The sequence below is a fragment of the Herbaspirillum sp. SJZ106 genome, from assembly GCF_006715495.1.
In the GTDB taxonomy this organism is placed as follows: Bacteria; Pseudomonadota; Gammaproteobacteria; order Burkholderiales; family Burkholderiaceae_D; genus Herbaspirillum.
Genome location: NZ_VFNI01000010.1, coordinates 32,390 through 54,758 on the forward strand (window position 1 = coordinate 32,390; position 22,369 = coordinate 54,758).

General features: G+C 59.8%; 17 protein-coding genes. 11 read left to right on the forward strand and 6 right to left on the reverse strand.

The features are described from left to right. The first annotated feature begins 79 nt into the window (after nucleotides 1-79). A complete protein-coding gene (rmuC, locus tag FB598_RS20440; protein ID WP_183405737.1) occupies nucleotides 80-1,555 on the forward strand; it encodes a DNA recombination protein RmuC in 1,476 nt (491 codons plus the stop codon). Nucleotides 1,556-2,023: 468 nt separating this feature from the next. Here the strand turns inward: rmuC and glp are convergent, their stop codons facing one another. The 4 genes from glp to FB598_RS20460 form a co-directional block, all read right to left on the reverse strand. Next, nucleotides 2,024-3,319, reverse strand: a complete 1,296-nt coding sequence (gene glp, locus FB598_RS20445; RefSeq protein ID WP_141911254.1) for a gephyrin-like molybdotransferase Glp — start codon at nucleotides 3,317-3,319, stop codon at nucleotides 2,024-2,026. After that, complete coding sequence (mobA, locus tag FB598_RS20450) at nucleotides 3,316-3,930, reverse strand: molybdenum cofactor guanylyltransferase MobA (protein WP_141911256.1); 615 nt, start codon at nucleotides 3,928-3,930, stop codon at nucleotides 3,316-3,318. Before mobA ends, glp begins: the two co-directional genes overlap by 4 nt. A gap of 29 nt (nucleotides 3,931-3,959) precedes the next feature. Next, the gene (gene moaA / locus FB598_RS20455) at nucleotides 3,960-5,078 is read right to left on the reverse strand and encodes a GTP 3',8-cyclase MoaA (RefSeq protein ID WP_141911258.1); all 1,119 of its coding nucleotides are present in this window, start codon (nucleotides 5,076-5,078) and stop codon (nucleotides 3,960-3,962) included. A 283-nt stretch (nucleotides 5,079-5,361) separates the two neighbouring features. Further along, nucleotides 5,362-8,487 (reverse strand): Rne/Rng family ribonuclease, encoded by a 3,126-nt coding sequence (locus tag FB598_RS20460; RefSeq protein ID WP_141911260.1) that lies wholly within the window; start codon nucleotides 8,485-8,487, stop codon nucleotides 5,362-5,364. Between the two features lie 818 nt (nucleotides 8,488-9,305). Here FB598_RS20460 and rluC point away from each other — a divergent pair. The 4 genes from rluC to FB598_RS20480 all read left to right on the forward strand — a co-directional run bounded on the left by rluC (nucleotide 9,306) and on the right by FB598_RS20480 (nucleotide 12,694). Continuing rightward, nucleotides 9,306-10,373 carry a 23S rRNA pseudouridine(955/2504/2580) synthase RluC gene (gene rluC, locus FB598_RS20465; RefSeq protein ID WP_141911262.1) on the forward strand — a complete coding sequence of 356 codons (1,068 nt, stop codon included), beginning with the start codon at nucleotides 9,306-9,308 and terminating at the stop codon, nucleotides 10,371-10,373. A gap of 115 nt (nucleotides 10,374-10,488) precedes the next feature. Next, nucleotides 10,489-11,148, forward strand: a complete 660-nt coding sequence (locus tag FB598_RS20470; RefSeq protein ID WP_141911263.1) for an HAD-IA family hydrolase — start codon at nucleotides 10,489-10,491, stop codon at nucleotides 11,146-11,148. A gap of 74 nt (nucleotides 11,149-11,222) precedes the next feature. Then, nucleotides 11,223-11,597 carry a Rieske (2Fe-2S) protein gene (locus FB598_RS20475; RefSeq protein WP_141911265.1) on the forward strand — a complete coding sequence of 125 codons (375 nt, stop codon included), beginning with the start codon at nucleotides 11,223-11,225 and terminating at the stop codon, nucleotides 11,595-11,597. A 56-nt stretch (nucleotides 11,598-11,653) separates the two neighbouring features. Beyond that, the gene (locus FB598_RS20480; protein ID WP_141911268.1) at nucleotides 11,654-12,694 is read left to right on the forward strand and encodes a S49 family peptidase; all 1,041 of its coding nucleotides are present in this window, start codon (nucleotides 11,654-11,656) and stop codon (nucleotides 12,692-12,694) included. Between the two features lie 92 nt (nucleotides 12,695-12,786). Here FB598_RS20480 and FB598_RS20485 read toward each other — a convergent pair whose 3' ends face one another. Then, a complete protein-coding gene (locus FB598_RS20485) occupies nucleotides 12,787-13,554 on the reverse strand; it encodes an SAM-dependent methyltransferase (protein ID WP_141911270.1) in 768 nt (255 codons plus the stop codon). Nucleotides 13,555-13,822: 268 nt separating this feature from the next. Here FB598_RS20485 and FB598_RS20490 point away from each other — a divergent pair, with 268 nt between their 5' ends. Both FB598_RS20490 and FB598_RS20495 read left to right on the forward strand, forming a co-directional pair. Further along, nucleotides 13,823-15,280, forward strand: a complete 1,458-nt coding sequence (locus tag FB598_RS20490) for a Ppx/GppA phosphatase family protein (protein ID WP_141911272.1) — start codon at nucleotides 13,823-13,825, stop codon at nucleotides 15,278-15,280. A gap of 310 nt (nucleotides 15,281-15,590) precedes the next feature. Beyond that, complete coding sequence (locus FB598_RS20495; RefSeq protein ID WP_141911275.1) at nucleotides 15,591-16,625, forward strand: extracellular solute-binding protein; 1,035 nt, start codon at nucleotides 15,591-15,593, stop codon at nucleotides 16,623-16,625. A gap of 65 nt (nucleotides 16,626-16,690) precedes the next feature. Here FB598_RS20495 and FB598_RS20500 read toward each other — a convergent pair whose 3' ends face one another. Continuing rightward, on the reverse strand, nucleotides 16,691-17,581 hold the full coding sequence (locus FB598_RS20500) for a GNAT family N-acetyltransferase (RefSeq protein ID WP_255515820.1): 891 nt from the start codon (nucleotides 17,579-17,581) through the stop codon (nucleotides 16,691-16,693). 449 nt (nucleotides 17,582-18,030) lie between these two features. On the opposite strand from FB598_RS20500, the gene FB598_RS20505 reads away from it, so the two are divergent. From FB598_RS20505 to FB598_RS20520, 4 genes are all read left to right on the forward strand, one after another. Beyond that, nucleotides 18,031-18,507: a 3'-5' exoribonuclease domain-containing protein gene (locus FB598_RS20505; protein WP_141911277.1), complete on the forward strand. Its 477-nt coding sequence runs from the start codon at nucleotides 18,031-18,033 to the stop codon at nucleotides 18,505-18,507. 163 nt (nucleotides 18,508-18,670) lie between these two features. Further along, nucleotides 18,671-19,825, forward strand: a complete 1,155-nt coding sequence (locus FB598_RS20510; RefSeq protein WP_141911279.1) for a hypothetical protein — start codon at nucleotides 18,671-18,673, stop codon at nucleotides 19,823-19,825. Beyond that, the gene (locus FB598_RS20515; protein WP_141911282.1) at nucleotides 19,822-21,594 is read left to right on the forward strand and encodes an ATP-binding protein; all 1,773 of its coding nucleotides are present in this window, start codon (nucleotides 19,822-19,824) and stop codon (nucleotides 21,592-21,594) included. Before FB598_RS20510 ends, FB598_RS20515 begins: the two co-directional genes overlap by 4 nt. A 109-nt stretch (nucleotides 21,595-21,703) precedes the next feature. Next, a complete protein-coding gene (locus FB598_RS20520) occupies nucleotides 21,704-22,318 on the forward strand; it encodes a hypothetical protein (protein WP_141911284.1) in 615 nt (204 codons plus the stop codon). Nucleotides 22,319-22,369 lie beyond the last annotated feature (51 nt).

Sequence of the window (22,369 nt, forward strand, 5' to 3'; positions counted from 1 at the left end):
CGCCGCAATCGCGCACCATGGCATATCTTTCTTCCAAGGCCTGTGGCAGCGATGCGCGGGCCGCCATTTCTTTTGCTCCATGACATCCTTTGAACTGATACTCGCCGGCCTGGTGGCGGTCGGCATCGTGCTGCAAATCCTGGTGCTGCTGCGTTCCGGCCGCAAGGACGACAACGGCGCCGAAGCCGCCTTGCAGCAGCTCAAGCAGGATTTGCAGCGCCATCAGCAAGACACCGGCGAGCGCATCGAACGCGAACTGCGTAGCCAGGTGCAGGCCAGCGCGCAAAGCACGCGGCAGGAGCTGGGCGCCAATTTCGCCCAGTTACAGCAGACGCTGGCCACGCAGATCTCCAGCGTGGCGACGCTGCAGAACAACCAGATCGACGGCTTCGCCCAGCAACTGGTCAAGCTCAACGAAACCAATGCCCAGCAGCTCGACGGCATGCGCCAGTCGCTGACGCAGCAAGCACAGGTCAACCGCGAGGAGCAGGCGCTGTCCTTGAAGCGCTTCGGCGATACCCTGAACCAGCAATTGTCTGCGCTGACCGAATCCAACTCCCAGCGCATGGCCGAGGTGCGCGCCACGCTGGAGTCCAAGATCAAGGATCTGCAGAACGACAACGCGCAAAAGCTGGAAGAGATGCGCAAGACCGTGGACGAGAAACTGCATGCCACGCTGGAGCAGCGCCTGGGCGAGTCGTTCAAGCTGGTGTCCGACCGCCTGGACAAGGTGCACCAGGGCCTGGGCGAGATGCAGCAGCTGGCCACCGGCGTGGGCGACCTGAAGCGCGTGCTGACCAACGTCAAGACGCGCGGCACCTGGGGCGAAGTGCAGCTGGAGATTTTGCTGGAGCAGATGCTCACCCCCGACCAGTACGCCAAGAACGTCGAGACCGTGCCGGGCAGCGGGGAGCGGGTGGAGTTCGCCATCCGCCTGCCGGGCGCCAAGGACGATGCGACGCCGGTATGGATGCCGATCGATGCCAAGTTCCCGAAGGAGCAGTACGAGCGCCTGGTGGACGCGGCCGAGCGCGCCGATGCCGATGGCGTGGCGACCGCCGGCAAGGAGCTGGAGCGCGCCGTGCGCGGCGAAGCCAAGACCATCGCCGAGAAATACCTGTCGCCGCCGCTGACCACCGACTTCGCCATCCTGTTCCTGCCGACCGAAGGCCTGTATGCGGAAGTGATGCGCCGTCCGGGCCTGTCGGATGACCTGCAGCGCACGCACCGCGTCACCATCGCCGGGCCATCGACCTTGTTGGCGTTGCTCAACAGCCTGCAGATGGGCTTCCGCACGCTGGCGCTGGAGAAGCGCTCGTCGGAAGTGTGGCAGGTGCTGGGGGCGGTCAAGACCGAGTTCGGCAAGTTCGGCGATGTGCTGGCCTCGACCAAACTTGCGCTGGAACGCGCGGCCAGGAACATCGACCAGGCCGAAACCCGCACGCGCCAGATGACGCGCAAGCTCAAGTCGGTCGAAGCCTTGCCGTCGGAGAGCGCGCAGAAATTGCTGGGAACCGAAGAGCTGGATCTGGGGGACGACGCCGAAGGCGTTTGAGGCCTGGATGGCAAAACGGATGGGAAGAAGGGACGGCTTGCCGTCTAATGCCGTTCAGTTAAGCGCTGAACGGCATTTTTGTTTGTGGAGGTTTGTGGAGTCCAGACTCCGTTCGCCCTGAGTAGCTGCGCAGCAGCGTATCGAAGGGCAGGCAAGGCCGCTGATGCTGGCGCGCTGGCTTCGATACGACCCTGACGGGTCTACTCAGCCCGAACGGATTCTGTGGTGAGTGCTTCAGAATTAGCCTTAACGGAACGGCATTTGTGTTTGTGCACTCCAGACCCCGTTCGCCCTGAGTAGCTGCGCAGCAGCGTATCGAAGGGCAGGCGAGGCCGCTGATGCTGGCGCGCTGGCTTCGATACGGCCCTGGCGGGCCTACTCAGCCCGAACGGACTCTGTGAATTGGCCTTAACTGAACGGCATTACGGTTTGCTGTCCCTTTTCTATTCTTGGCACTGCATAGGCGCATCAAACCAGGCCGTCAAACACTACCACCGACACTTCTTCTCCCGCCGCGACATCGCCGCGCTCATGTTCCAGCGCGATGATGCAATTGGCATCCGACATCGAGCGCAGGATGCCCGAGCCCTGGGTGCCGGTGAGCCGGACCGACCATACGCCTTGCGCATCGGGCGCGAGAATGCCGCGCTGGTATTCGGTGCGGCCGGCCTTCTTGCGGATGGCGCCGGCCGATCTCACGCGCAGGCGCGGCAGCGGCGATGCTTCGGCGCCGGCCAGGCGCAGCAGGGCGTCGCGCACGAAGAAATAGAAACTCACCGTCACCGCCACCGGATTGCCAGGCAGGCCGAACAGGTAGGCGTCGCGGCCGTTGGAGGCGATACGGCCGAAGGCCAGCGGGCGGCCGGGACGCATGCCGATTTTCCAGAACAGCATGGCGCCCAGGCTGGCCATGGTCTGCTTGGTGTAGTCCGCGGCGCCGACCGAGACGCCGCCGGAGGTGATGACCGCGTCGGCTTCTTCGCAGGCGCTGCGGAAGGAGGCTTCCAGCGCGGCCGGGTCGTCGCCCACCACGCCCAGGTCGAGGATGTCGCAGCCCAGGCGCGTGAGCATGCCGTGCAGGGTGTAGCGGTTGGAGTCGTAGACGCAGCCCGGGTCGAGCGGCTCGCCCACCGAGCGCAATTCATCGCCGGTGGAAAAAAAGGCCACGCGCAGGCGGCGCTGCACCGGCACTTCGGCAATCCCGAGCGAGGCCAACAGGCCAATGTCGGACGGGCGCAATTGCCGGCCGCGCGGCAGCGCCACGGTGCCGATGGCCAGGTCTTCGCCGCGCAGGCGGCGGTTGTCGCCGGGGCGCACGCGGCCGGCGGGGATGGTGACGCCGTGCCGGTCGGCATCGGCGGTCAATTCCTGCGGGATCACGGTATCGCAACCGGCAGGCATGGGCGCCCCGGTCATGATGCGCACGCATTGGCCGCGCAGCACTTCGCCATCGAAGCTGGCGCCGGCATGCACCGCGCCGGCGATCTCCAGGCGCACCTCATTGCCCGCGGCGATATCTTCGCCGCGCATGGCGTAGCCGTCCATGGCCGAATTGTCGTGGGCGGGCACGTCGATGCGGGAGACGATATCTTGCCCCAGCACGCGGCCAAGGGCGCTGCGGATGGCGACTTTTTCTACCGCGTCGATGGGGCGGATGAAATCATGGATGACGCTTTGCGCTTGCGTCACCGTCATGGCATTGGGATCGTAGCCGCTGATGCAACTGATGATGTCGTCGAGGGAGTGCGGGGAAGTCTGGGTCATCGTTCTTGTTCGAGCCGCTGCAGTTCCAGCCCGGTGTTGATATTGCAGAAGGCGCGTTCGTCGGGGAAATCGACTTCCACGCATTGCAGCGTGGCGAACCAGAATTCCATCTTGCGTTCGCCGGCGGCGAGGTAGGCGTTGAGCGAGGGCAGGGTCGACTTCCTCAGCAGCGAGCATACCGGATGGGCTTGCCTGCTGCCGTCTTTTCCGGTGACGACGAAGGCGGCATCGGCGCCGCTGGCGATCAGTTCATCGGCCAGCCGCGCCACCAGGTCATAGGGGATGAGCGGAGTATCGCAAGGGGCGGTCGCCAGGAACGGCGTGGCACAGTGCGAGAGACCGCATTGCAGGCCGGCCAGGGGACCAGGGAAATCGGGGGCGAGGTCGTGCCAGATCGGATAACCGAAGGCGGCATAGCGCTGCTGGGAGCGGTTGGCGTTGACCGCCAGGGTGCAGACCTGCGGCGCCAGTCGTTCCAGCACATGCTGGGCGAGCGGTTTGCCGTGCAGCTCTTGCAGGCCCTTGTCGACGCCGCCCATGCGCGTGCCGCGCCCGCCGGCCAGGACGAGGCCGGTGATATGGCTGGCAACGATGGCAGGTACGGCGGACATGATGCGGTTGGTTGAAAGGGGGGCGAGACTTAGCCGCCGATGTACGACATTTCGACCTTGCGCCGCGCGCGCGCGTCTTGCTGCTCGCTGCGCAATTCGGAATAGCGGTCGCCGCGCCGATGCCACAGCCGGGCAATGGCGCCGGCGAGCTCGGCATCGCTGCCGCCGTTGCGCACGATGCCGCGCAGGTCGTGGCCTTCGCTGGCAAACAGGCAGGTGTAGACGCGGCCTTCGGTGGACAGCCGGGCGCGCGAGCAATCCTGGCAGAAGGCGTGGGTAACGCTGGAGATGACGCCGATTTCGCCGCTGCCGTCGGCATAGCGCCAGCGTTCGGCGGTTTCGCCGGTGTAGTTGGGATCGGCTTCGACCAGCGGCAATTCGGCGGCGATGCGGCGCACCACCTCGTCGGATGGCACCACCTGGTCCATGCGCCAGCCGTTGGAACTGCCCACGTCCATGTATTCGATGAAGCGCAGGATGGCGGACGTGCCCTTGAAACGGCGCGCCATCGGCAGGATCTCGTGGTCGTTCAGGCCTTTCTTGACCACCATGTTGATCTTGAGCGGGCCCAGGCCGGCGGCGTGCGCGGCCTCGATGCCTTCCAGCACGCGCGCCACCGGGAAGTCGACGTCGTTCATGCGGCGGAAGTTTTCATCGTCCAGCGAATCGAGCGAGACGGTCACGCGCTTCAGGCCGGCATCCTTCAAAGCCTGGGCCTTCTGCTTGAGCAAGGTGCCGTTGGTGGTCAGCGTGAGGTCGATCTCGCGTCCCTCGGGCGTGCGCAGCGCGGCCAGCATCTCGACCAGGCGCTCGATGTTCTTGCGCAGCAGCGGCTCGCCGCCGGTCAGGCGGATCTTGTGCACGCCATGCGCCACGAACTGGCGCGCCACACGGGTGATTTCCTCGAAGGTGAGCAGGGCGGAATGCGGCAGGAACTGGTATTGCTTGTCGAATACGTCCTTGGGCATGCAATAGACGCAACGGAAGTTGCAGCGATCCGTCACGGAGATGCGCAGATCGTGCAGTGGCCGCCCCAATGCATCGGCCAGCAGGCCGACGGGCTCCGCGGGAACCGGCAACAGGGCCGCCCCCAGGCTCAATGGCACGGCTTGCCGATAATCAACGATGGGAATGACGCGCTTGTTCATACGGGCTGGCTGATACAGATGTGTAACGATAGCACGGCTGGCAACACCGAGTAGATGCACAATTGTGCATATTCGCTATTTCCCGCAGGCATGGGCAGACATGGGGCGGCAGCGCTTCCATGCGGCAAGGGACTTTGCCGGCCGTGGCGGCATGCTGGCGCTTGCCTGGCAGCATGGCGCCGGCGCCACTGTATTTGCCTGTCGGGGGCTCAACTGTAACCCGCTGTATCCGATAAAAGAAAAAGGGAGCCGAAGCTCCCTTTTTCATCACTGCTCAAGCCAATCAGCGGCGCGTCTCAACCTGGACCAAAGGTTCGGTCGACTGGGGCGGCAGCGGCTTGCGTTCGCGCGGCACACGGGGTGGCGTCACGAAGTTGGCCGCGGCTGCCTGTGCGGCTTGCAGCTTGACCGGGTCGGTCGTGGCCAGGGTCAGGCCGGCCTGGGACAGCATCTGGTTCAGCGAATCCCACTGTGCCGGATTGCCTGCGGCTTGCGCCGGGGCTTTCTGGACCGGTGCGGCCACGCTTGCCACGGCTGCATCCGGCAAGCTGATCGGCTGCGGCGCCGGTTGGGCGCTGGCGGGTTCGGCGGCTTGCACCAATTCCAGCGGCGCTTCCGATGCGGCCGGGACGGCAGCGGGAGCCTGGACCGGTTCGAAAGCCGGCGCCGGAGCGAAGCTGGCGTCGATGGACTGCGCCGGCGGCTCGATCGGTTCGCTGTGTGCGAATACCGCTTCGGTCGCTTCGGCTGCTGCCGCGGCGACGGCTTCCACCGAATTCACGCCGCTTTCAACCGTGGCTGCGCTTTCAGCAGGTGCCGCAACCGCAGGTGTTTCAACGGCAACGGCAGGCGTTGCAACCGGCGGCGCTGGCGGAACCGGCGATGCGGCAAAGGAGGCTTGCGCGATGGCGACATCGGCCGCTTCGCCAGCGGCGATGTCGGCTTGGCCGATCACTGCTGCGGCAGAGACGTTGTCGGCGCTCTCAACGGCGTCGGCATTGCCTGCTTCCGAACCTTCTTCAATCACGTTGCCGTTTTCGTCGCGTTCGCGGCGATGACGGTTGCGGCCGCCACGACGGCGGCGACGGCGCGGTTCGGCGCCGCCTTCGGAGGCTTCCGCGCCTTCGCCGGCTTCGACCTGTGCGCCTTCAACCTGGACGGCTTGCTCGTCGGATGCGATCGCTGCCGTTGTGGCGGCGACTGCCACTCCCGCGGTGGCGGCGCCGGCTGCCAGTGCGGCTTCCAGCGGCAGGCCATCTTCGGACTTGGCCTCCTTGTTGCGTTCGCCACGCGGGGCGCGCGGTTCACGCGGCTGGCGCGGTTCGCGTTGCTCACGACCTTCACGGCCTTCGCGGCCTTCACGCGGTTCACGAGCTTCGCGCGGCTCGCGGCGGCCTTCCTTGTTTTCCAGGCCTTCACGGGCCAGGGCCTCACGCGGCTCGCGCGGTTCACGGCCTTCGCGCGGCGGACGCGGCGAACGTTGCTGCTTGCCTTCGATGGCGTCGCCGGTCTTGAGCTCCGGAGTAGCCTGGTTGCCGTCGCGGTTGCGCGCATTGCGCTCGCCGCCGCGTTCATTGCCGCGTTCGCTGCGGTTGCGGTTACGGCCGTTGCGGTCGCGGTTGTTGCGATCGCCTTCGCGCTTGGCTGGCGCCTTGGCTTCGACCGGGGCCGGAGCGGCGACCGGGGCGACAGGCTTCTTGCGGAAGAAGCTGAAGATCTTGCCCAGCAGGCCTGCTTCCGGCGCCAGTGTCGGCGGCGGCACGGGCGCGGGTTCGGGAGCCTTGCGTTCGACGATCGGGGCCGGCTGGTCCGGGGTGATGCCCTTGACCACGGCTTCCTGGCGCGGCTTGAGGTCTTCCTTCTGGCGCTTGCTGTAGCCGATGTCGGTGTCGGCCTGCTCGGCCATGGCGTAGCTGGCTTGGGCGTCGTCCAGGCGCGGATCGTCGTGCTTGATCCGTTCCATCTTGTAGTGCGGGGTTTCCAGGTGCTTGTTGGGGATCATGATGACCGTCACGCGGTGGCGCGTTTCGATCTTCAGGATTTCGCCGCGCTTCTCGTTCAACAGGAAGGCGGCCACGTCGACCGGCGCCTGCACGTGGATGGCGGCGGAGTTTTCCTTCATCGCCTCTTCCTGGATGATGCGCAGGACTTGCAGGGCAGAGGATTCGGTATCGCGGATGTGGCCGGTGCCGTTGCAGCGCGGGCAGGTCACGTGGCTGCCTTCGGACAGCGACGGGCGCAGGCGCTGGCGCGACAGTTCCATCAGGCCGAAGCGCGAGATCTTGCCCATCTGGACGCGGGCGCGGTCATGGTGCAGGGCGTCTTTGAGGCGGCCTTCGACTTCGCGCTGGTTCTTGCTGTTCTCCATGTCGATGAAGTCGATCACGATCAGGCCGCCCAGGTCGCGCAGGCGCAACTGGCGGGCCACTTCGTCGGCCGCTTCAAGGTTGGTGTTGAACGCGGTGGTCTCGATGTCGCTGCCGCGGGTGGCGCGCGCCGAGTTGACGTCCACCGAGACCAGGGCTTCGGTGTGGTCGATCACGATGGCGCCGCCGGAAGGCAGTGGCACGGTGCGCGAGTAGGCGGTTTCGATCTGGTGTTCGATCTGGAAGCGCGAGAACAGCGGCACGTCGTCGCGGTAGCGCTTGACGCGGTGGATCATGTCCGGCATCACGTGGGCCATGAACTGCTGGGCCTGGTCGTGGATGTCGTCGGTGTCGATCAGGATTTCGCCGATGTCGGGCTGGAAGTAGTCGCGGATGGCGCGGATGACCAGCGAGGATTCCTGGTAGATCAGGAAGGCGCCCGATGTCGATTGGCCGGCGCCTTCGATGGCGCGCCACAGTTGCATCAGGTAGTTCAGGTCCCACTGCAGTTCGTCGACGTTGCGGCCGATGCCTGCGGTGCGGGCGATGACGGACATGCCGCCGGGCAGGTCCAGCTTGTCCATGGTTTCGCGCAGTTCCTGGCGGTCTTCGCCTTCGACCCGGCGCGAGACGCCGCCGCCGCGCGGATTGTTGGGCATGAGCACCAGGTAGCGGCCGGCCAGGGAGATGAACGAGGTCAGGGCCGCGCCCTTGTTGCCGCGCTCTTCCTTTTCGACCTGGACGATGATTTCCTGGCCTTCGCGCAGCGCTTCCTTGATGGTGGCGTTGCGCACATCGACGCCTTCCTTGAAGTAGGTGCGGGCCACTTCCTTGAAAGGCAGGAAACCATGGCGTTCTTCGCCGTAGTTGACGAAGCAGGCTTCCAGCGAGGGTTCGATGCGGGTAATGACACCCTTGTAGATGTTGGACTTGCGCTGTTCGCGTCCGGTCGTTTCGATATCGATATCGATCAGTTTCTGACCGTCAACGATGGCTACGCGCAGCTCTTCCTGCTGCGTAGCGTTGAACAACATACGTTTCATGTTTTCACTCCGGGATCCGAAGATCCTTCAAATGGCGCCGTCCGGTTGCGGAGTCGGCGCCAAAAGTACAGGGGATGTACGCGAGAACGGAAGTGATCGGGAGAGGGAATTGCCTTACTGTGTGGAGTGCAGTTTATAAAGCACTCAAGCACAACGGGGCGCGGATGCGCTGGACGGGAACGCCGGGCAGCGCCGTATCCGCGCCCGGCGTTCCGCAATAAGCGGTCGCACGGTCTGCTGCGGACGGTAAGCTGGTCTGTGGAGCCAAACGATTCATGTTTATATGGGTTGGCGACGGCGATCGGGTTCAACGCATCAACCGGCAAGCTTCGCGGCGATCCGGTTTTGGTTCGCGGCCCGGCCCGGGCAAAGCGCTGCAAATCGCGGCCGGCCATGTGGGCCAACCGCTTGTTGCGCTGCTTGCTGCCAGCGGGCTGTGCGCTGCGATCCAGAATCCGGGGCACCGGATGCGAGTCTTGCCAGACTTTTATCCTGATGATCCAAACAATTCTGTTCCACTTCCAAGTGCGTTATCCGATTGCAACTGCGGTGCAAACTGGACTCGCGCAGGGAAGATGCGTACTCGTTTCGAGGCCTTGTTAATCTGTCGAGCGGCATTTACGGCTGCTTGATCTGGCTTGATCGAGCCGTCGCAGCGCCGTTTTGGGCGTCTGCAGTGCCGCACGTCGTCATTTTCGGGGCCCCCTTCGTCAATTTTGCAATTCGCGAGGCTGACGAAGTCTCCTCTTGTGTAGAATGTTCCTTTTTATTCTACTGACGCGGTTTTTTGACCAGCGTCGAACGATTATATATTCAAAATGAAGGACTTAGCGAGATTTTCTAGGGGGGCTTCTGAATCCGCCAAAGCGGCGGCGGCTCCCCGGAACGCAGCAGGCTCGCACAGCGTCCCTCAAGTGCAGTTGCTGACCATTTCCGAAGAAGACGCCGGACAGCGGATCGACAATTTCCTGCTGCGGATCTGCAAAGGCGTTCCCAAGAGCCATATCTATCGTGTCCTGCGGTCGGGGGAGGTGCGCGTCAACAAAGGCCGCATCGACCAGACCTACCGCCTGGCCGATGGCGATGTGGTGCGCGTTCCGCCAATACGAGTTGCAGAAAAGCAAGAAGTTGCCGTGCCTGGCGCCGAATTCCGGATCTTGCTCGAAGACAGCCATATGCTGGTGATCGACAAGCCGGCCGGCGTGGCGGTGCACGGCGGCTCGGGCGTGAGCTACGGCGTGATCGAGCAGTTGCGCGCGGCGCGTCCGCAGGCCAAGTTCCTGGAGCTGGTGCACCGACTCGACCGCGATACCTCCGGCGTATTGCTGATTGCCAAGAAGCGCTCAGCCCTGACCAACCTGCACGACCAGATGCGCGACGGCGTGACCGACAAGCGCTACCTGACCCTGGTGCGGGGCGATTGGAAGAATGCGCGCCAGCACATCAAGTTGCCCTTATTCAAATACAGTACGCCCGACGGCGAGCGGCGAGTGCGGGTGCAGGCCGACGGCCAGGCGTCGCATACGGTATTTTCCCTGTTGCAACGTTTCGGCGAATTTGCCCTGCTGGAGGCCGAGCTCAAGACCGGCCGCACGCACCAGATCCGGGTTCACCTGTCGTCCAGCGGCTTCCCGATCGTGGGGGATGACAAGTACGGCGATTTCGCGCTGAACAAGGCGCTGCAGAAGGCAGATGGCAAGCGCATCGCCTTGAAGCGCATGTTCCTGCATGCCTGGCAGATCAGTTTTACCCATCCCGACAGCGGCCAGACCGTGACGCTGAAAGCGGCCTTGCCGGCCGAATGCGAGAATTTCCTGCGCAGCCTGCAGGATGTCGGCAGCGATCCGGTATGGTCCGGACAGTCTGTCGGAGCCGTAGGCGACTGAAGAGCGGTGCCGTGGCGCGCCGGATATGATACTTTCTGGCCGGCATTGGCAATGATGCATGTCTGTCCGGTGATCGTCACGATGCCGGCGGGCTTGCCCAGAATGAACGGAAAACATGGCTAGAAAGCAATTCGACCTGATCGTCTTCGACTGGGACGGTACCCTGATGGACAGCACTTCGACCATCGTGCGCTGCATCCAGGCGGCGGCGCGGGATCTGGGGCTGCCGATTCCCGACAAGAGCGCCGCCTCCTACGTGATCGGCCTGGGCCTGCAGGACGCCATGCAGGCGGCCATCCCCGACGTCGACCCGAAATACTACCCGCGCATCGTCGAGCGCTACCGCCACCATTACCTGGGGCAGGACAAGGATCTCACGCTGTTCGACGGCGTGCCCGAAATGCTGGCCGACCTGTCGCAACAAGGCTATTTCCTGGCCGTGGCCACCGGCAAGAGCCGGGTCGGGCTGAACCGCGCGATGAATACCACCGGCCTGTTGTCGGTGTTCGACGCCACCCGTTGCGCCGATGAGACCTTCTCCAAGCCGCATCCGGCCATGCTGCAGGAGCTCACGCGTGAACTGGGGCAGGACATGGGTCGCACGCTGATGATCGGCGATACCACCCACGACCTGCAGATGGCCATCAACGCCAGTGCCAAAGGCGTTGCGGTGGAGTTCGGCGCGCATCCGGTGGCCCAACTGGCGGCGCTCAATCCGCTGTTTTCCGCAAAATCGATCCGCGAGCTGCACCAATGGCTCACTGACAACGCCTGAGGCCGCATGCACTTCCGATCGGGCGGCGGCACCGTGCCATCGCCTTCCGCCACTGCCAGACCATTGCCGACGCCATGAGCAGCCATACAGAAATCGACATTTGCGCTTCTTCCGAGATCGAGGAGGGCGGCCGCGGCAAGCGCTTTCCGGTGCTGGTGCGCGGCGACGACGCCAGCGGCTTCGTGGTGCGCTATGGCGGCCAGGTGTATGGCTACCTGAACCGCTGCGCGCATGTGCCGGTGGAGCTGGACTGGGCCGAAGGCGAATTCTTTGAATCCAGCGGCCTGTATCTCATGTGCGCAACACATGGCGCGGTTTACGCGCCCGATACCGGAAAATGTGAAGGCGGCCCTTGTACCGGCGCGCATTTGCGTAAGATCATGACGGTGGAGCGGGATGGCCGGATTTACTGGCGTCCGGACGAACTGGTCAAGGCTGCCGGGGCATGAGCCCCGGGGCAATCCGCGAAGGCGCATGAGAAGCGCCTTTCGTTTTGAGTGAGCATATGAGCAATAACGAATTCGAAAATCACCAATCGCCGCCGCCGGCCGGCGCTACGCCGGCCCCGGAAGCGGCAGCCACGCCCAAGCCCGGTCGCGACGACAAGAAACATATCGGCTGGGAACGCGACGTGCTGGAAAAGCTGGCGCTGTTCGCGGTCAAGGAACAGCAGGCGCGGCGCCGCTGGAGCATTTTCTTCCGCATTGTGATCCTGATGGCCATCGTGTTCGGCATCTGGATGGCCTTCACCTTCGGCAAGACCGAGAGCGAACCGCTGGGCAGGCACACCGCGCTGGTGGAAATCAAGGGCACCATCGAATCCGAAGGCCAGGGCTCGGCCGGGGTGGTGATCCCGGCGCTGGACAAGGCCTTCGCCGCGACCGATTCGGTCGGCGTGATCCTCAAGATCAACAGCCCCGGCGGCAGCCCGGTGCAGGCCGGCATGATCAACGACGAGATCACCCGCCTGCGCAAGGAATATCCGAAGAAGCCGATCTACGTGGTGGTCGAGGAAATGTGCGCCTCCGGCGGCTATTACATCGCTGCCGCGGCCGACCGCATTTACGTCAACAAGGCCAGCCTGATCGGTTCGGTCGGCGTGCTGATGGACGGGTTCGGCTTCACCGGGCTGATGGACAAGCTGGGCGTCGAGCGCCGCCTGCTGACGGCCGGCGAGAACAAGAGCTTCCTCGACCCGTTCAGCCCGCAAAGCGCCAAGCAGCGCGAATATGCCCAGGCCATGCTGGACGAGATCCACCAGCAGTTCATCGACGTCGTGCGCCAGGGCCGCGGCGCGCGGCTGAAGGAAACTCCCGAAACCTTCTCCGGCCTGGTGTGGACCGGTTCCAAGGCGGTCGAACTGGGCCTGGCCGATGGTTACGGCACGGTCGACAGCGTGGCGCGCGACGAGATCAAGGCTGAGGACGTGGTCGACTACACCCAGGCCGAGAAGCTTTCCGAGCGTGTGCTGAAGAAGTTCGGTGTGGCTTTCGGGGCAGGTGTTGCCAAGACCCTGATGTCTGCATCGCCGCCTGCGTTGCGTTGAGCGCTGAGCGCCGAGAGCGGAAAACGGAAGGCCGGCTGATATTCCAGCCGGCCTCTGTTTTTTTACTCAAACATCCCGCAATCCCGGATATCTCAATCGGCCAATAACAAGAACACCGTCGGTTTCTTATGAAAATCCGGTCCCTGGCCAGCCGCCAGCGCGGCTTTCCATTGTCCTGCCGTCTGCGTGCGCACCGACTCCGTCGGCAAGCTCAAGTCGGTCGCCACGCACACCAGCGTGTTGCCCTGGCAATGACTGGCTAATGCCTCCAGCATGGCGGCATTGCGGTAAGGCGTTTCGATCAGCAACTGGGTCTGCTTTTCCTTGCGCGAGCGATCTTCCAACTGGCGGATGCGTTTGCCGCGCGCATCGGCATCGGTGGGCAGGTAGCCATTGAAGGCGAAGCTTTGGCCGTTGAGCCCGCTGGCCATCACCGCCAGCAGCAACGACGACGGGCCGACCAGCGGACGCACCTGGATGCCGTGCCGGTGGGCCAGGCGCACCAGGTTGGCGCCGGGGTCGGCCACTGCCGGCACCCCGGCTTCGGAAATCAGGCCGCCGTCGCGCCCTTCAAGCAGCGGCGCCAGCAAGGCCGGCAAGGCCGAGGCGTCGGTGTTGACGTGCAGTTCGGCAATGTCGATTTCCTGGATCGGCTTGGACAGCGCGTGGCGGCTTCCCAGCAGTTTGAGGAAGGCGCGCGTCGTCTTGGCGTTTTCGGCGACGAAATAATCCAGCCGCGCGGCCGCGGCTTGCACTTCGCGCGGGATGATGGCGTCCAGCGGATGCGGCGCGCCATCATCCCCGGAAGGCATGTCGACAGGGCCGAGAGTGTTGGGAATCAGATAAAGAATGCCCGGCATCGGAGGAAATTGAATAAATTGTATAAAATAATATTTGCACCGCAATGCTGCATGCGGCATCGTCATTTTACAGGCCACGCGCGGCTTTGCGGGCGGCGGCCATGGAAAGAGGGCGCGGACGATGCGCCGTATGGCGCCTGCGGCGCGCCAAAGTGTCATTAAACTGTCACGTAAGCCGATTATCTTGTCTGCTCGGTCAGGGCCGGTCAAATCGTTTTAAGTATTTTTAAGCATCGTCGGGCGATCGCGCCTGCTCGGAAGGGAATGAATGTTTGCAGCGGTAGATCTCGGTTCCAACAGCTTTCGTTTGCATATCGGAAAATATGAAAATGAAGGCATCCGCGTCATCAAGAGCGCGCGCGATCCTATCCGCCTGGCGGCCGGCATCGACAAGAACGGTTACCTCACCGAGCAGGCCTGCAAGAGCGCGCTCGACTCGCTGACCCGTTTCCGCGCCATTTTGCGCGACTACTCGCTGGACGCGGTGCGCGTGGTGGCGACCAATACCCTGCGCGTGGCCAGGAACGCGCACGAGCTGCTGCCCGAGCTGGAGCGCGCCATCGGTTATCCGGTCGAGATCATCTCCGGCGAGGAGGAAGGGCGCCTGATCTACATGGGCGTGGCCGGCGTGCTGGCCGAGCCCAACGAAGAGCGCATGGTGATCGACATCGGCGGCGGCTCGACCGAGGTCGTCCGCGGCCTGGGCGGGCATATCCGCCATGTCGAATCCTTCGGCATCGGCACCGTCAACCAGAGCCTGGCGTTTTTCCCGGATGGCGCGATCACCGCGGTCGCGTTCGAACGCGCGATCCTGTCGGCGCGCTCGTATGTGGAGGATGCGGTACACCTGTTCAGTTTCGATGGCGGCGTCAACATCTATGGCTCGTCCGGCACCATACGCGCCATCGCCGACACGATCGCCCGCAACGGCATGGGCGATGGCCGCGTCACCTTGCCCGGCCTGGAAGACCTGATGCAGCGCCTGATCGATTTCGGCCATGTGAGCCAGATCGAGCTGGATGGCATGAAGCCCGACCGCGCCGGCGTCATCATGGGCGGGCTGGCGGTATTGATCGGTTTCATGCAGGAATTCGGCATCGAGGTCGTCACGCCGGTGGAGGCCGGATTGCGCATGGGCGTGATGTGGGATCTCCAGTTGCGCGCCACCAAGGCGGACCGGCGCGACATGTCGGTGGACGATTTCTGCCGCCGCTTCCATGTCGACGCGGCGCGCGCCCATGGCGTGGCAGACACGGCGCAGGGGTTTTTCCAGCTGCTCAAGCCGGCCACCGATTCCTATGCGCGTTACCTGCACTGGAGCGCCTTGCTGCACGAGGCGGGGCTGGTGGTGTCGCCCACCGGTTACCACAAGCATTCGTCTTACCTGATCGCCAATGCCGACCTGCCGGGTTTCACCACCCGCGAGCAACGGCTGATGAGCACGCTGATCCTGGGGCAGAAGGGCAACCTGAAGAAGATCAGCGAGATGCTGGCCGATGTCGATTTCGCCAAATCGGTGCTGGCGCTGCGGCTGGCGGTGATGTTCCGGCATTCGCATATCACGCTTGACCTGGATAAGGTGAAGGTCAAGTTCAAGAGCAAGATCGAGCTGGAAATCCGGCGCGACTATGTCAAGGAGCATCCCAGCATTTCCTTCTGGATCCAGAAGGAACAGGAGTGGTGGGCCGGCATCGGCGTCGATTTCGCGCTGAAGGTATTGGCCTGAGCTGAGAGCGCGGTTTTCTGCTGTGAATACAATCCCCCTGCCGGTCCACGACGGCAGGGGGATTTCGTTTTGGGAAGAGCGATCGAATGTTTTGGAACATTGCGCAGGCATTCCGATTTGAATGGTAATGGTTCTTATTTGTGTTATAGTCGCCGTCGGTTTCCGATGCGGGCCGGCGCAAGCGCCGCATCAATGCCCATATACCAATAACGAGGCATCGCACGATGCCATTTCGCGGATTGCCTCCCACGCCAAAATGAAGCCCGGATACGCCGCGGCATTCGATCAATTTTTTGGAAAAGGATGGTCCATGTTCTCTCGTCAACTCGTGGTCGGCGCTTTGCTGGCCGGTACCGCACTGTCTTCCGTCGCCCAGGAGAAGGTGATCAACCTCTATTCGGCACGCCACTATCAGACTGACGAAGCGCTCTATGCCGATTTCACCAAGACCACCGGCATCAAGATCAACCGCATCGACGGCGACGACGCCGGCATCGTCGCCCGCCTCAAGAGCGAAGGCGCGTCCAGCCCGGCCGACGTGATCCTGCTGGTAGATGCCGCGCGCCTGTGGAAAGCGCAAAGCGAAGGATTGTTCCAGCCGGTCAAGTCCAAGGTGCTCGATGAACGCATCCCGGCCAACCTGCACAGCAAGGAAGGCAGCGACGGCGCCCAGTGGTTCGGCTTCTCGACCCGCGCCCGCGTGATCGTCTACAACAAGGCCAGCGTCAAGCCGGAAGATGTGGACACCTACGAATCGCTGGCCGATCCGAAGAACAAGGGCAAGCTGTGTACCCGCAGCGGCGCGCACCCATACAACGTCTCGTTGTTCGGTTCCCTGCTGGAGCATAATGGCGCCGCCAAGACCGAGGAAATCCTCAAGGGCATGGTCGCCAACCAGGCGCGCCAGCCGGTGGGCGGCGATACCGACCAGATCAAGGCAGTCGGTTCGGGCGAGTGCGGCGTGGCCATTTCCAACTCCTATTACGTGGCGCGCCTGCTGCGCTCGACCAAGCCTGAAGACGTGGCGCTGATGGAGAAGGTCGGCATCGTCTGGCCCAACCAGAAAAGCTATGGCGCCCACGTGAACATCGCCGGCGCCGGCGTGGCCAAGCATGCGCCGCACAAGGCCGAGGCGGTGCAGTTCCTGGAATACCTGGCCAGCGACAATGCGCAGCGCTATTTCGCCGAAGGCAACAACGAATGGCCGGCGGTCAAGAGCGTCAAGACCGATAACCCGGCATTGCTGAAGATGGGGCCGTTCAAGGCCGAAGTGATCAACGTCGGCGCGGTCGGCGCCAACCAGCAGAAGGTGTTGCAGATGCTGGATCGGGTCGGTTACAAGTAACTCCTGACAACGTCTGAGGTTATGACAGAAGGCCGGCATTTGCCGGCCTTCTTTTGGGATGAACCTTACGCGGTGCGAAACGGATTGCGCTCGTTGAGTTCGCTCATGTAGTCGTCGATGCCGCCGCTTTCGCGCTGCAGGAAGTGCTCCACCGCATCGTAGAAGCCGGGGTGCGCCAGCCAGTGCGCCGACCAGGTTTTTTGCGGCAGGAAGCCGCGCGCCATCTTGTGCTCGCCCTGGGCGCCGCCTTCGAACCAGGCGATCTTCTCGGCGATGCAAAATTCCAGAGGCTGGTAGTAGGCCGTTTCGAAATGCAGGCAGGGCACATGCTCCAGCGCGCCCCAGTAGCGGCCGTACAGCGTGCTGCGGTCGTACACCGTGAGCGAAGAGGCGATGGGTTTGCCGTCGCGCTGGGCCACGGTCAGGAGCAGGTTGTCCGGCATGGCCTGGCCGATGCGCAGGAAGAAATCGAGATTGAGATAGGGCGTGGAGTAATGCGCGGCGTAGGTATGGCGGTAGCAGCGGTGGAAGAAGCGCCAGTGGGCTTCCTCGATTTCCTTGCCGCGCAGGGTGAGAAAGCGCACGCCTTGCTCGGCCACCTTGCGCCGTTCGGCCAGGATGTTCTTGCGTTTCTTGCGGTCCAGCGTGGCGGCGAATTCGTCAAAGCTGGCGTAGCCCTCGTTATGCCAGTGGAACTGCACGCCGCTGCGCAGCAGGAAGCCGGCATCGGCCAGCGCCTGGGCCTGCTCCGGCGGCGGATAGAGGATATGGGTGGAGGAGTGCGCCCCGTCCTGTTGCAAGGCTTGCAGCGCCGTCAGCAGCGCCGAGCGCGCCGGTTCGTCGCATGCCAGCAGGCGGCTGCCGCGTACCGGCGTGAACGGAATGGCCGACAGCAGCTTGGGGTAGTACGCCAGGCCGTGGCGTTGGTAGGCCTCGGCCCAGGCCCAGTCGAACACTTATGTGGTCAAGCGAATAATCCGATTATTTGTGCAAGTATTGTCAATTTGGAAATTTGGCTTGTCAAAAAAAGCATGTTGATTGGGAGTTCTGCAGGCCGAAGGCAAATGCATGACTAAGGTATGAAATATGTGCTGAGCAATTTGAATTCGTCTTTGCACGAAGCGAATTAGCATTCATGGACGGACGCGTCGATAGGCGCTGTCCGTTTAGGATTTGCATTAGCATTTGAATGTCGGCAGCAATCTGAAAAATAGAATGTGAATAGCGACGGCAAAAAGAATGTTGCTTTATAAAAAGGTTGATGCATGGACAATTAGAGTTGTGTAATGATGAAACGTATCCCTTAGCAGCTCGGCCGCCATAAATCTCTTTTGATTTGAGTCAGATCATTGAGACGACACTTATATCTTTTCACCTCTGACTGTAGTGTACGCGGAAGGTAAAAATGCCTTTTAAAATTTTCATCGACACTGAATTTACGGACTTTGTTGATATTCACCTCATAAGCATCGGCATGGTCGCTCAGTCCGGGGAGGAATTCTATGCCGAGGTATCTTTTCCCGAGCTTAGCTGTAGTGATTTTGTGCGTGAGACTGTGATTCCACTGCTTGGCCAAATAGAGGGCGCACATTGCTCGGTTGAAGATCTATACATCCGAATAACTTCATGGCTGAAAATAGTGCGACCGGGCGAGGAAGAAATAGAAATCTGTTTTGACTATCAATCTGACTGGGATCTGTTTTCCAACGCATTGGATAATCGCGCGCCGTCTTGGTGCCGCCCGCGTCATGTTAGTCGAAATATCAATGAGTTGTTGCGCTACAAATTTCATAAGGAAAGCAAGTTACCTGAGCATCACGCGCTCTACGATGCAAGAGCAAATCGTTACGCCTTTCGAGAGCGGCGACCAGTGACTACATGAGGTATTGCACCGTTTTTAAGTACGCAAGCGAACAACATTAAGATAAGCCTGATCAGAAATTTTCTGGGAGCCAGGGGGTAAGTGCTCTCGGAAAGAAATAAGAATTGCGGCGGGCGAAGCCTCAAGGTGAAGCCCATGAAGACGGATTCGGGGGAAATTAACAATGCCATCAATAGTCAAGCCAGAAGACATCTACGATAAAAATCTTAATTTTCTGCTGGGATCGGGAGCTTCGTACGGGATCTTTCCCACGCTAGCGCTGAAGATCAAGGAGGCTGCCGGCGGCGAGGCTCATTCAATTGAGACGTTGGCGACGCATTTTTCGGAAGATGATGTAATGCAAACTTTGGTTTTCATGCATTACTACCAGTCCTGCATTAAACCCGTCATCGATTTTGATTTCGCTGCAGCGTCGAATGACCCACAGCGACAACCTGTGATCGCAAACTATCGCAGCTTCCTGGAAACGATTCTTCAACTTCTTTCGAGGCGTCGGCCGCTTGATAAGCGCTGCAATGTCTTTACTACGAACTACGACGGTTGCATCGTGCACATTGCTGACGAAATGCTTCGGAGTGCAAATTTAGATTTTGTTATCAACGATGGTGGGCGAGGGTTTCACCGTCGCTACTTACACGCAAAAAATTTCAATAGCTATTTATGTCAAACCGGAGTTTTCGAGCGTCAAACGATCGGAATTCCCCAGATTAATGTGGTGCATCTACACGGCTCCGTCTATTGGAGAAAAGAAAATTCCCGCATTCGTATCGACTATCGAACGGGTGGTGGCGATGGTCTATTAGAAGAGGCTGATATGGCATATCTCGCGCCATTTTCAGAGTGTTTAAATGATCCTGCGAAAATCACTGCCGACCTACCGAACCCCGCATTGAGCGCAGAGCGCATGCAGCAATTCTGGTCAAACTACAATACTCTGCCGATAGTTAATCCGACAAAATGGAAGTTCCACGAAACAGTATTCGACGAACACTATTACCAAATGCTCCGACTGCTCAGTTATGAGCTCGAGAAGCCAAATTCTGTTCTAGTTACCTTTGGATTTTCGTTCGCCGATGAGCATATTCGAAACTTGATTCAACGCTCGCTAGCCAACTCCTCATTGCAGGTTTTTGTCTGTTGCTTTGATGCGTTAGAACGAGACAAGATGAATGGTTTCTTCGGCACCTTTCCAAATGTCCAATGCGTAGCTCTAGACGATGGACATTTCCTAGACTTCACGACATTCAATCGTACAGTACTGACTCTGCAGCCAGAGCGTGACGTCCAACCGGAAAATGCCATGGGAGCAGAGACATGACTATTAAAGTTGGGGAAGTCATTTCGGTTTCTGGAATAAAAGTAACGCTAAGAATTGATGAGGACTCCAGTCGAGAGACAATGTTTTTTAATGGAGAGAAATACAAAGGAGTATCAATCCGAGAGTTCCTATCTATTCAGCGCGGATTTAGAAATATTGTTTGCATCGTTGAAGGGGAATATCTCGATGAAAGTCGCGTCGATACCGTCGATGGGAAAGTGAGTTATATACGGAAAGTTGATGCGCGCCCGATTGGTTACTTCGAAAATAACAAGTTCTTTGAAGGAATCAAATTCTTACCGATGATTAAAGATCCTGCTGCGTTGCTGCCGGAAGGCGATATCGTCGCTATTTTTTCTCGGGGGGTGCAGAGCGATTTCGTGATCGGGAAGATGTTGAAAGAAGATATTCCCATTTCTCTTCCCTGGCATAAGCTATTTAATAGCCATATGGGTATTTTTGGAAACACAGGAAGTGGAAAGTCGAACACCTTAACGAAGATATTCACTGTCCTTTTCGAAAAGAAAAGCGCAGTGATGGTGGGAAAAAGTAAGTTTATTTTTCTCGACTTCAATGGTGAGTACACAGGGAATCAATTTGTTGATGCCGCGCAAAAGACCATCATGAATTTAGTCTCTTTGAATGACCCAGTTGATCAATTTCCGCTGAGTGATTCGGAGTTTTGGGACGCCGACACTTTTAGTATCCTTTTCCAAGCCACGCCGAATACGCAAAAACCTTTTCTTTCGCGCCTGGTTACTGGACGAAGGAGATTTTTGGATCGTCCTAATTCCCTTCACAACTACGTTAAATCAATCTTTCGAAAGATCTTTAGCGCGGCTTCACCAAAGGCAGAAACATTGGAGCTAGCCCTAAGAATCGCAGCGTTGATTGGCTCTCAACCGTTAGCAGCTTTGCTTTCAACAGTTAACTATAATCGACAGACGGCGAGTTTCTTCATTGCTCCAAGATCCTACTTCGGTGCTGATGGGGCAACGTATGACGAGCATCTGCTGCCGTTAGTTAACGCAATCGATCTCGGCCAGTTGGATTCTTTCGATGAATTGATTTTGAGAGCCCATCTTCAGCTTTGTCGAGACCTTATTGCTGGATACGTTCAGTTCGAATATATTCAGCCACTGCTGAAGCGTATTGAGGCGTCGCTAACAAATCTTCGTAAAGTACTGACTGTAGAAAACGCACCCGCTGAAGAGCGACTTCTCACGGTTATTTCTATGCGGCGATGTCACAGTGATGTAAAGAAAATTCTGCCTTTGCTTATAGCTAAACACTTCTATAACGCACACAAGCGTGACGCGGAAAATCCCCCTACACGAACTATCCACTTGGTAATCGATGAGGCTCACAATATCCTCTCGCAGCAATCTGCGAGAGAGCACGAGAGCTGGCGTGATTATCGATTGGATCTATTTGAAGAAATAATTAAAGAAGGCCGTAAGTTCGGCGTCTTTCTAACTGTTTCAAGCCAGCGCCCCGCAGATATTTCCCCCACAGTGATCTCTCAGCTCCACAATTTTTTTATTCATCGTCTGGTAAATGATCGGGATCTATTCTTGATCAATAACACCATCAGCACATTAGACAACGTCTCCAAGGGCATGATACCGACATTGGGGAGAGGCGCTTGCGTGGTTACGGGTACTGCCTTTGATATCCCTATGGTATTGCAGATAAATATGCTTGAACGCGAGCGCCAGCCGGACAGTGAAGACGTGGATCTTCAGCGAATTTGGGCAAACGACCAATAGCACATCAAACTGGCATACCTATGCATGAGATGCCTAAATGCCAAAATGGAATTGGTAAGCAGTGGTCAGAGACTACTGGCTGCAAAGACAGTTGATTGGAAAGGATATCGTGATAGATAAATCGTCCATTAAAGAATTCTTGCTGCGGCAAATTCCACGCCCTGAAGCTTCCTGTCTTTGCGGTTCAGGAATCGAGTTTGGTAAGTGTTGTAGGGAGAATATCGCCCATGTTGATAGCAGGCGGGTTGATTCGTTGTCCCCAGCAGAGTTACTGGCAAAGAAGCGAGCCCTGCTGACCCGATATTCAATCTGGCATCGGCAGCATACGCGTCTACTCATACAACGTGATCCTGATGCAGGTGAAAAGCTGCTGCAACTCGATCTCGCAGCCATGTCTGACTTTGTGGACGGGTTAATGGCGGCATACAATGCGACGTCGATGCTGGAAGATTTTGCGACCGTATTAGAGCGGTTAAGGGGCAACATCGAGGATGAGAGATGGCAGCGGAAAATTACATATTTCCAAGCACTGTCAGTTTCTTTGGCACTCGGCGATATTGAACGAGCGCGCGCGGAGATAAAAAAACTTCTTCCATTTAGTGATAATGAGGATTCCGCGACACTCCAACTATATCTGGAGCTGTACAGCGTTGATCTGTCTTTCAGCACCCGACAAGACATTGACCGGCCTGAAACAACTGGTCCAGACTTAAAGTTAGTCTAAGCGGCAAGCCGCAGTGGTGCTGGGGTTGTTGCCGGCAGCGTAGCCTGCGGT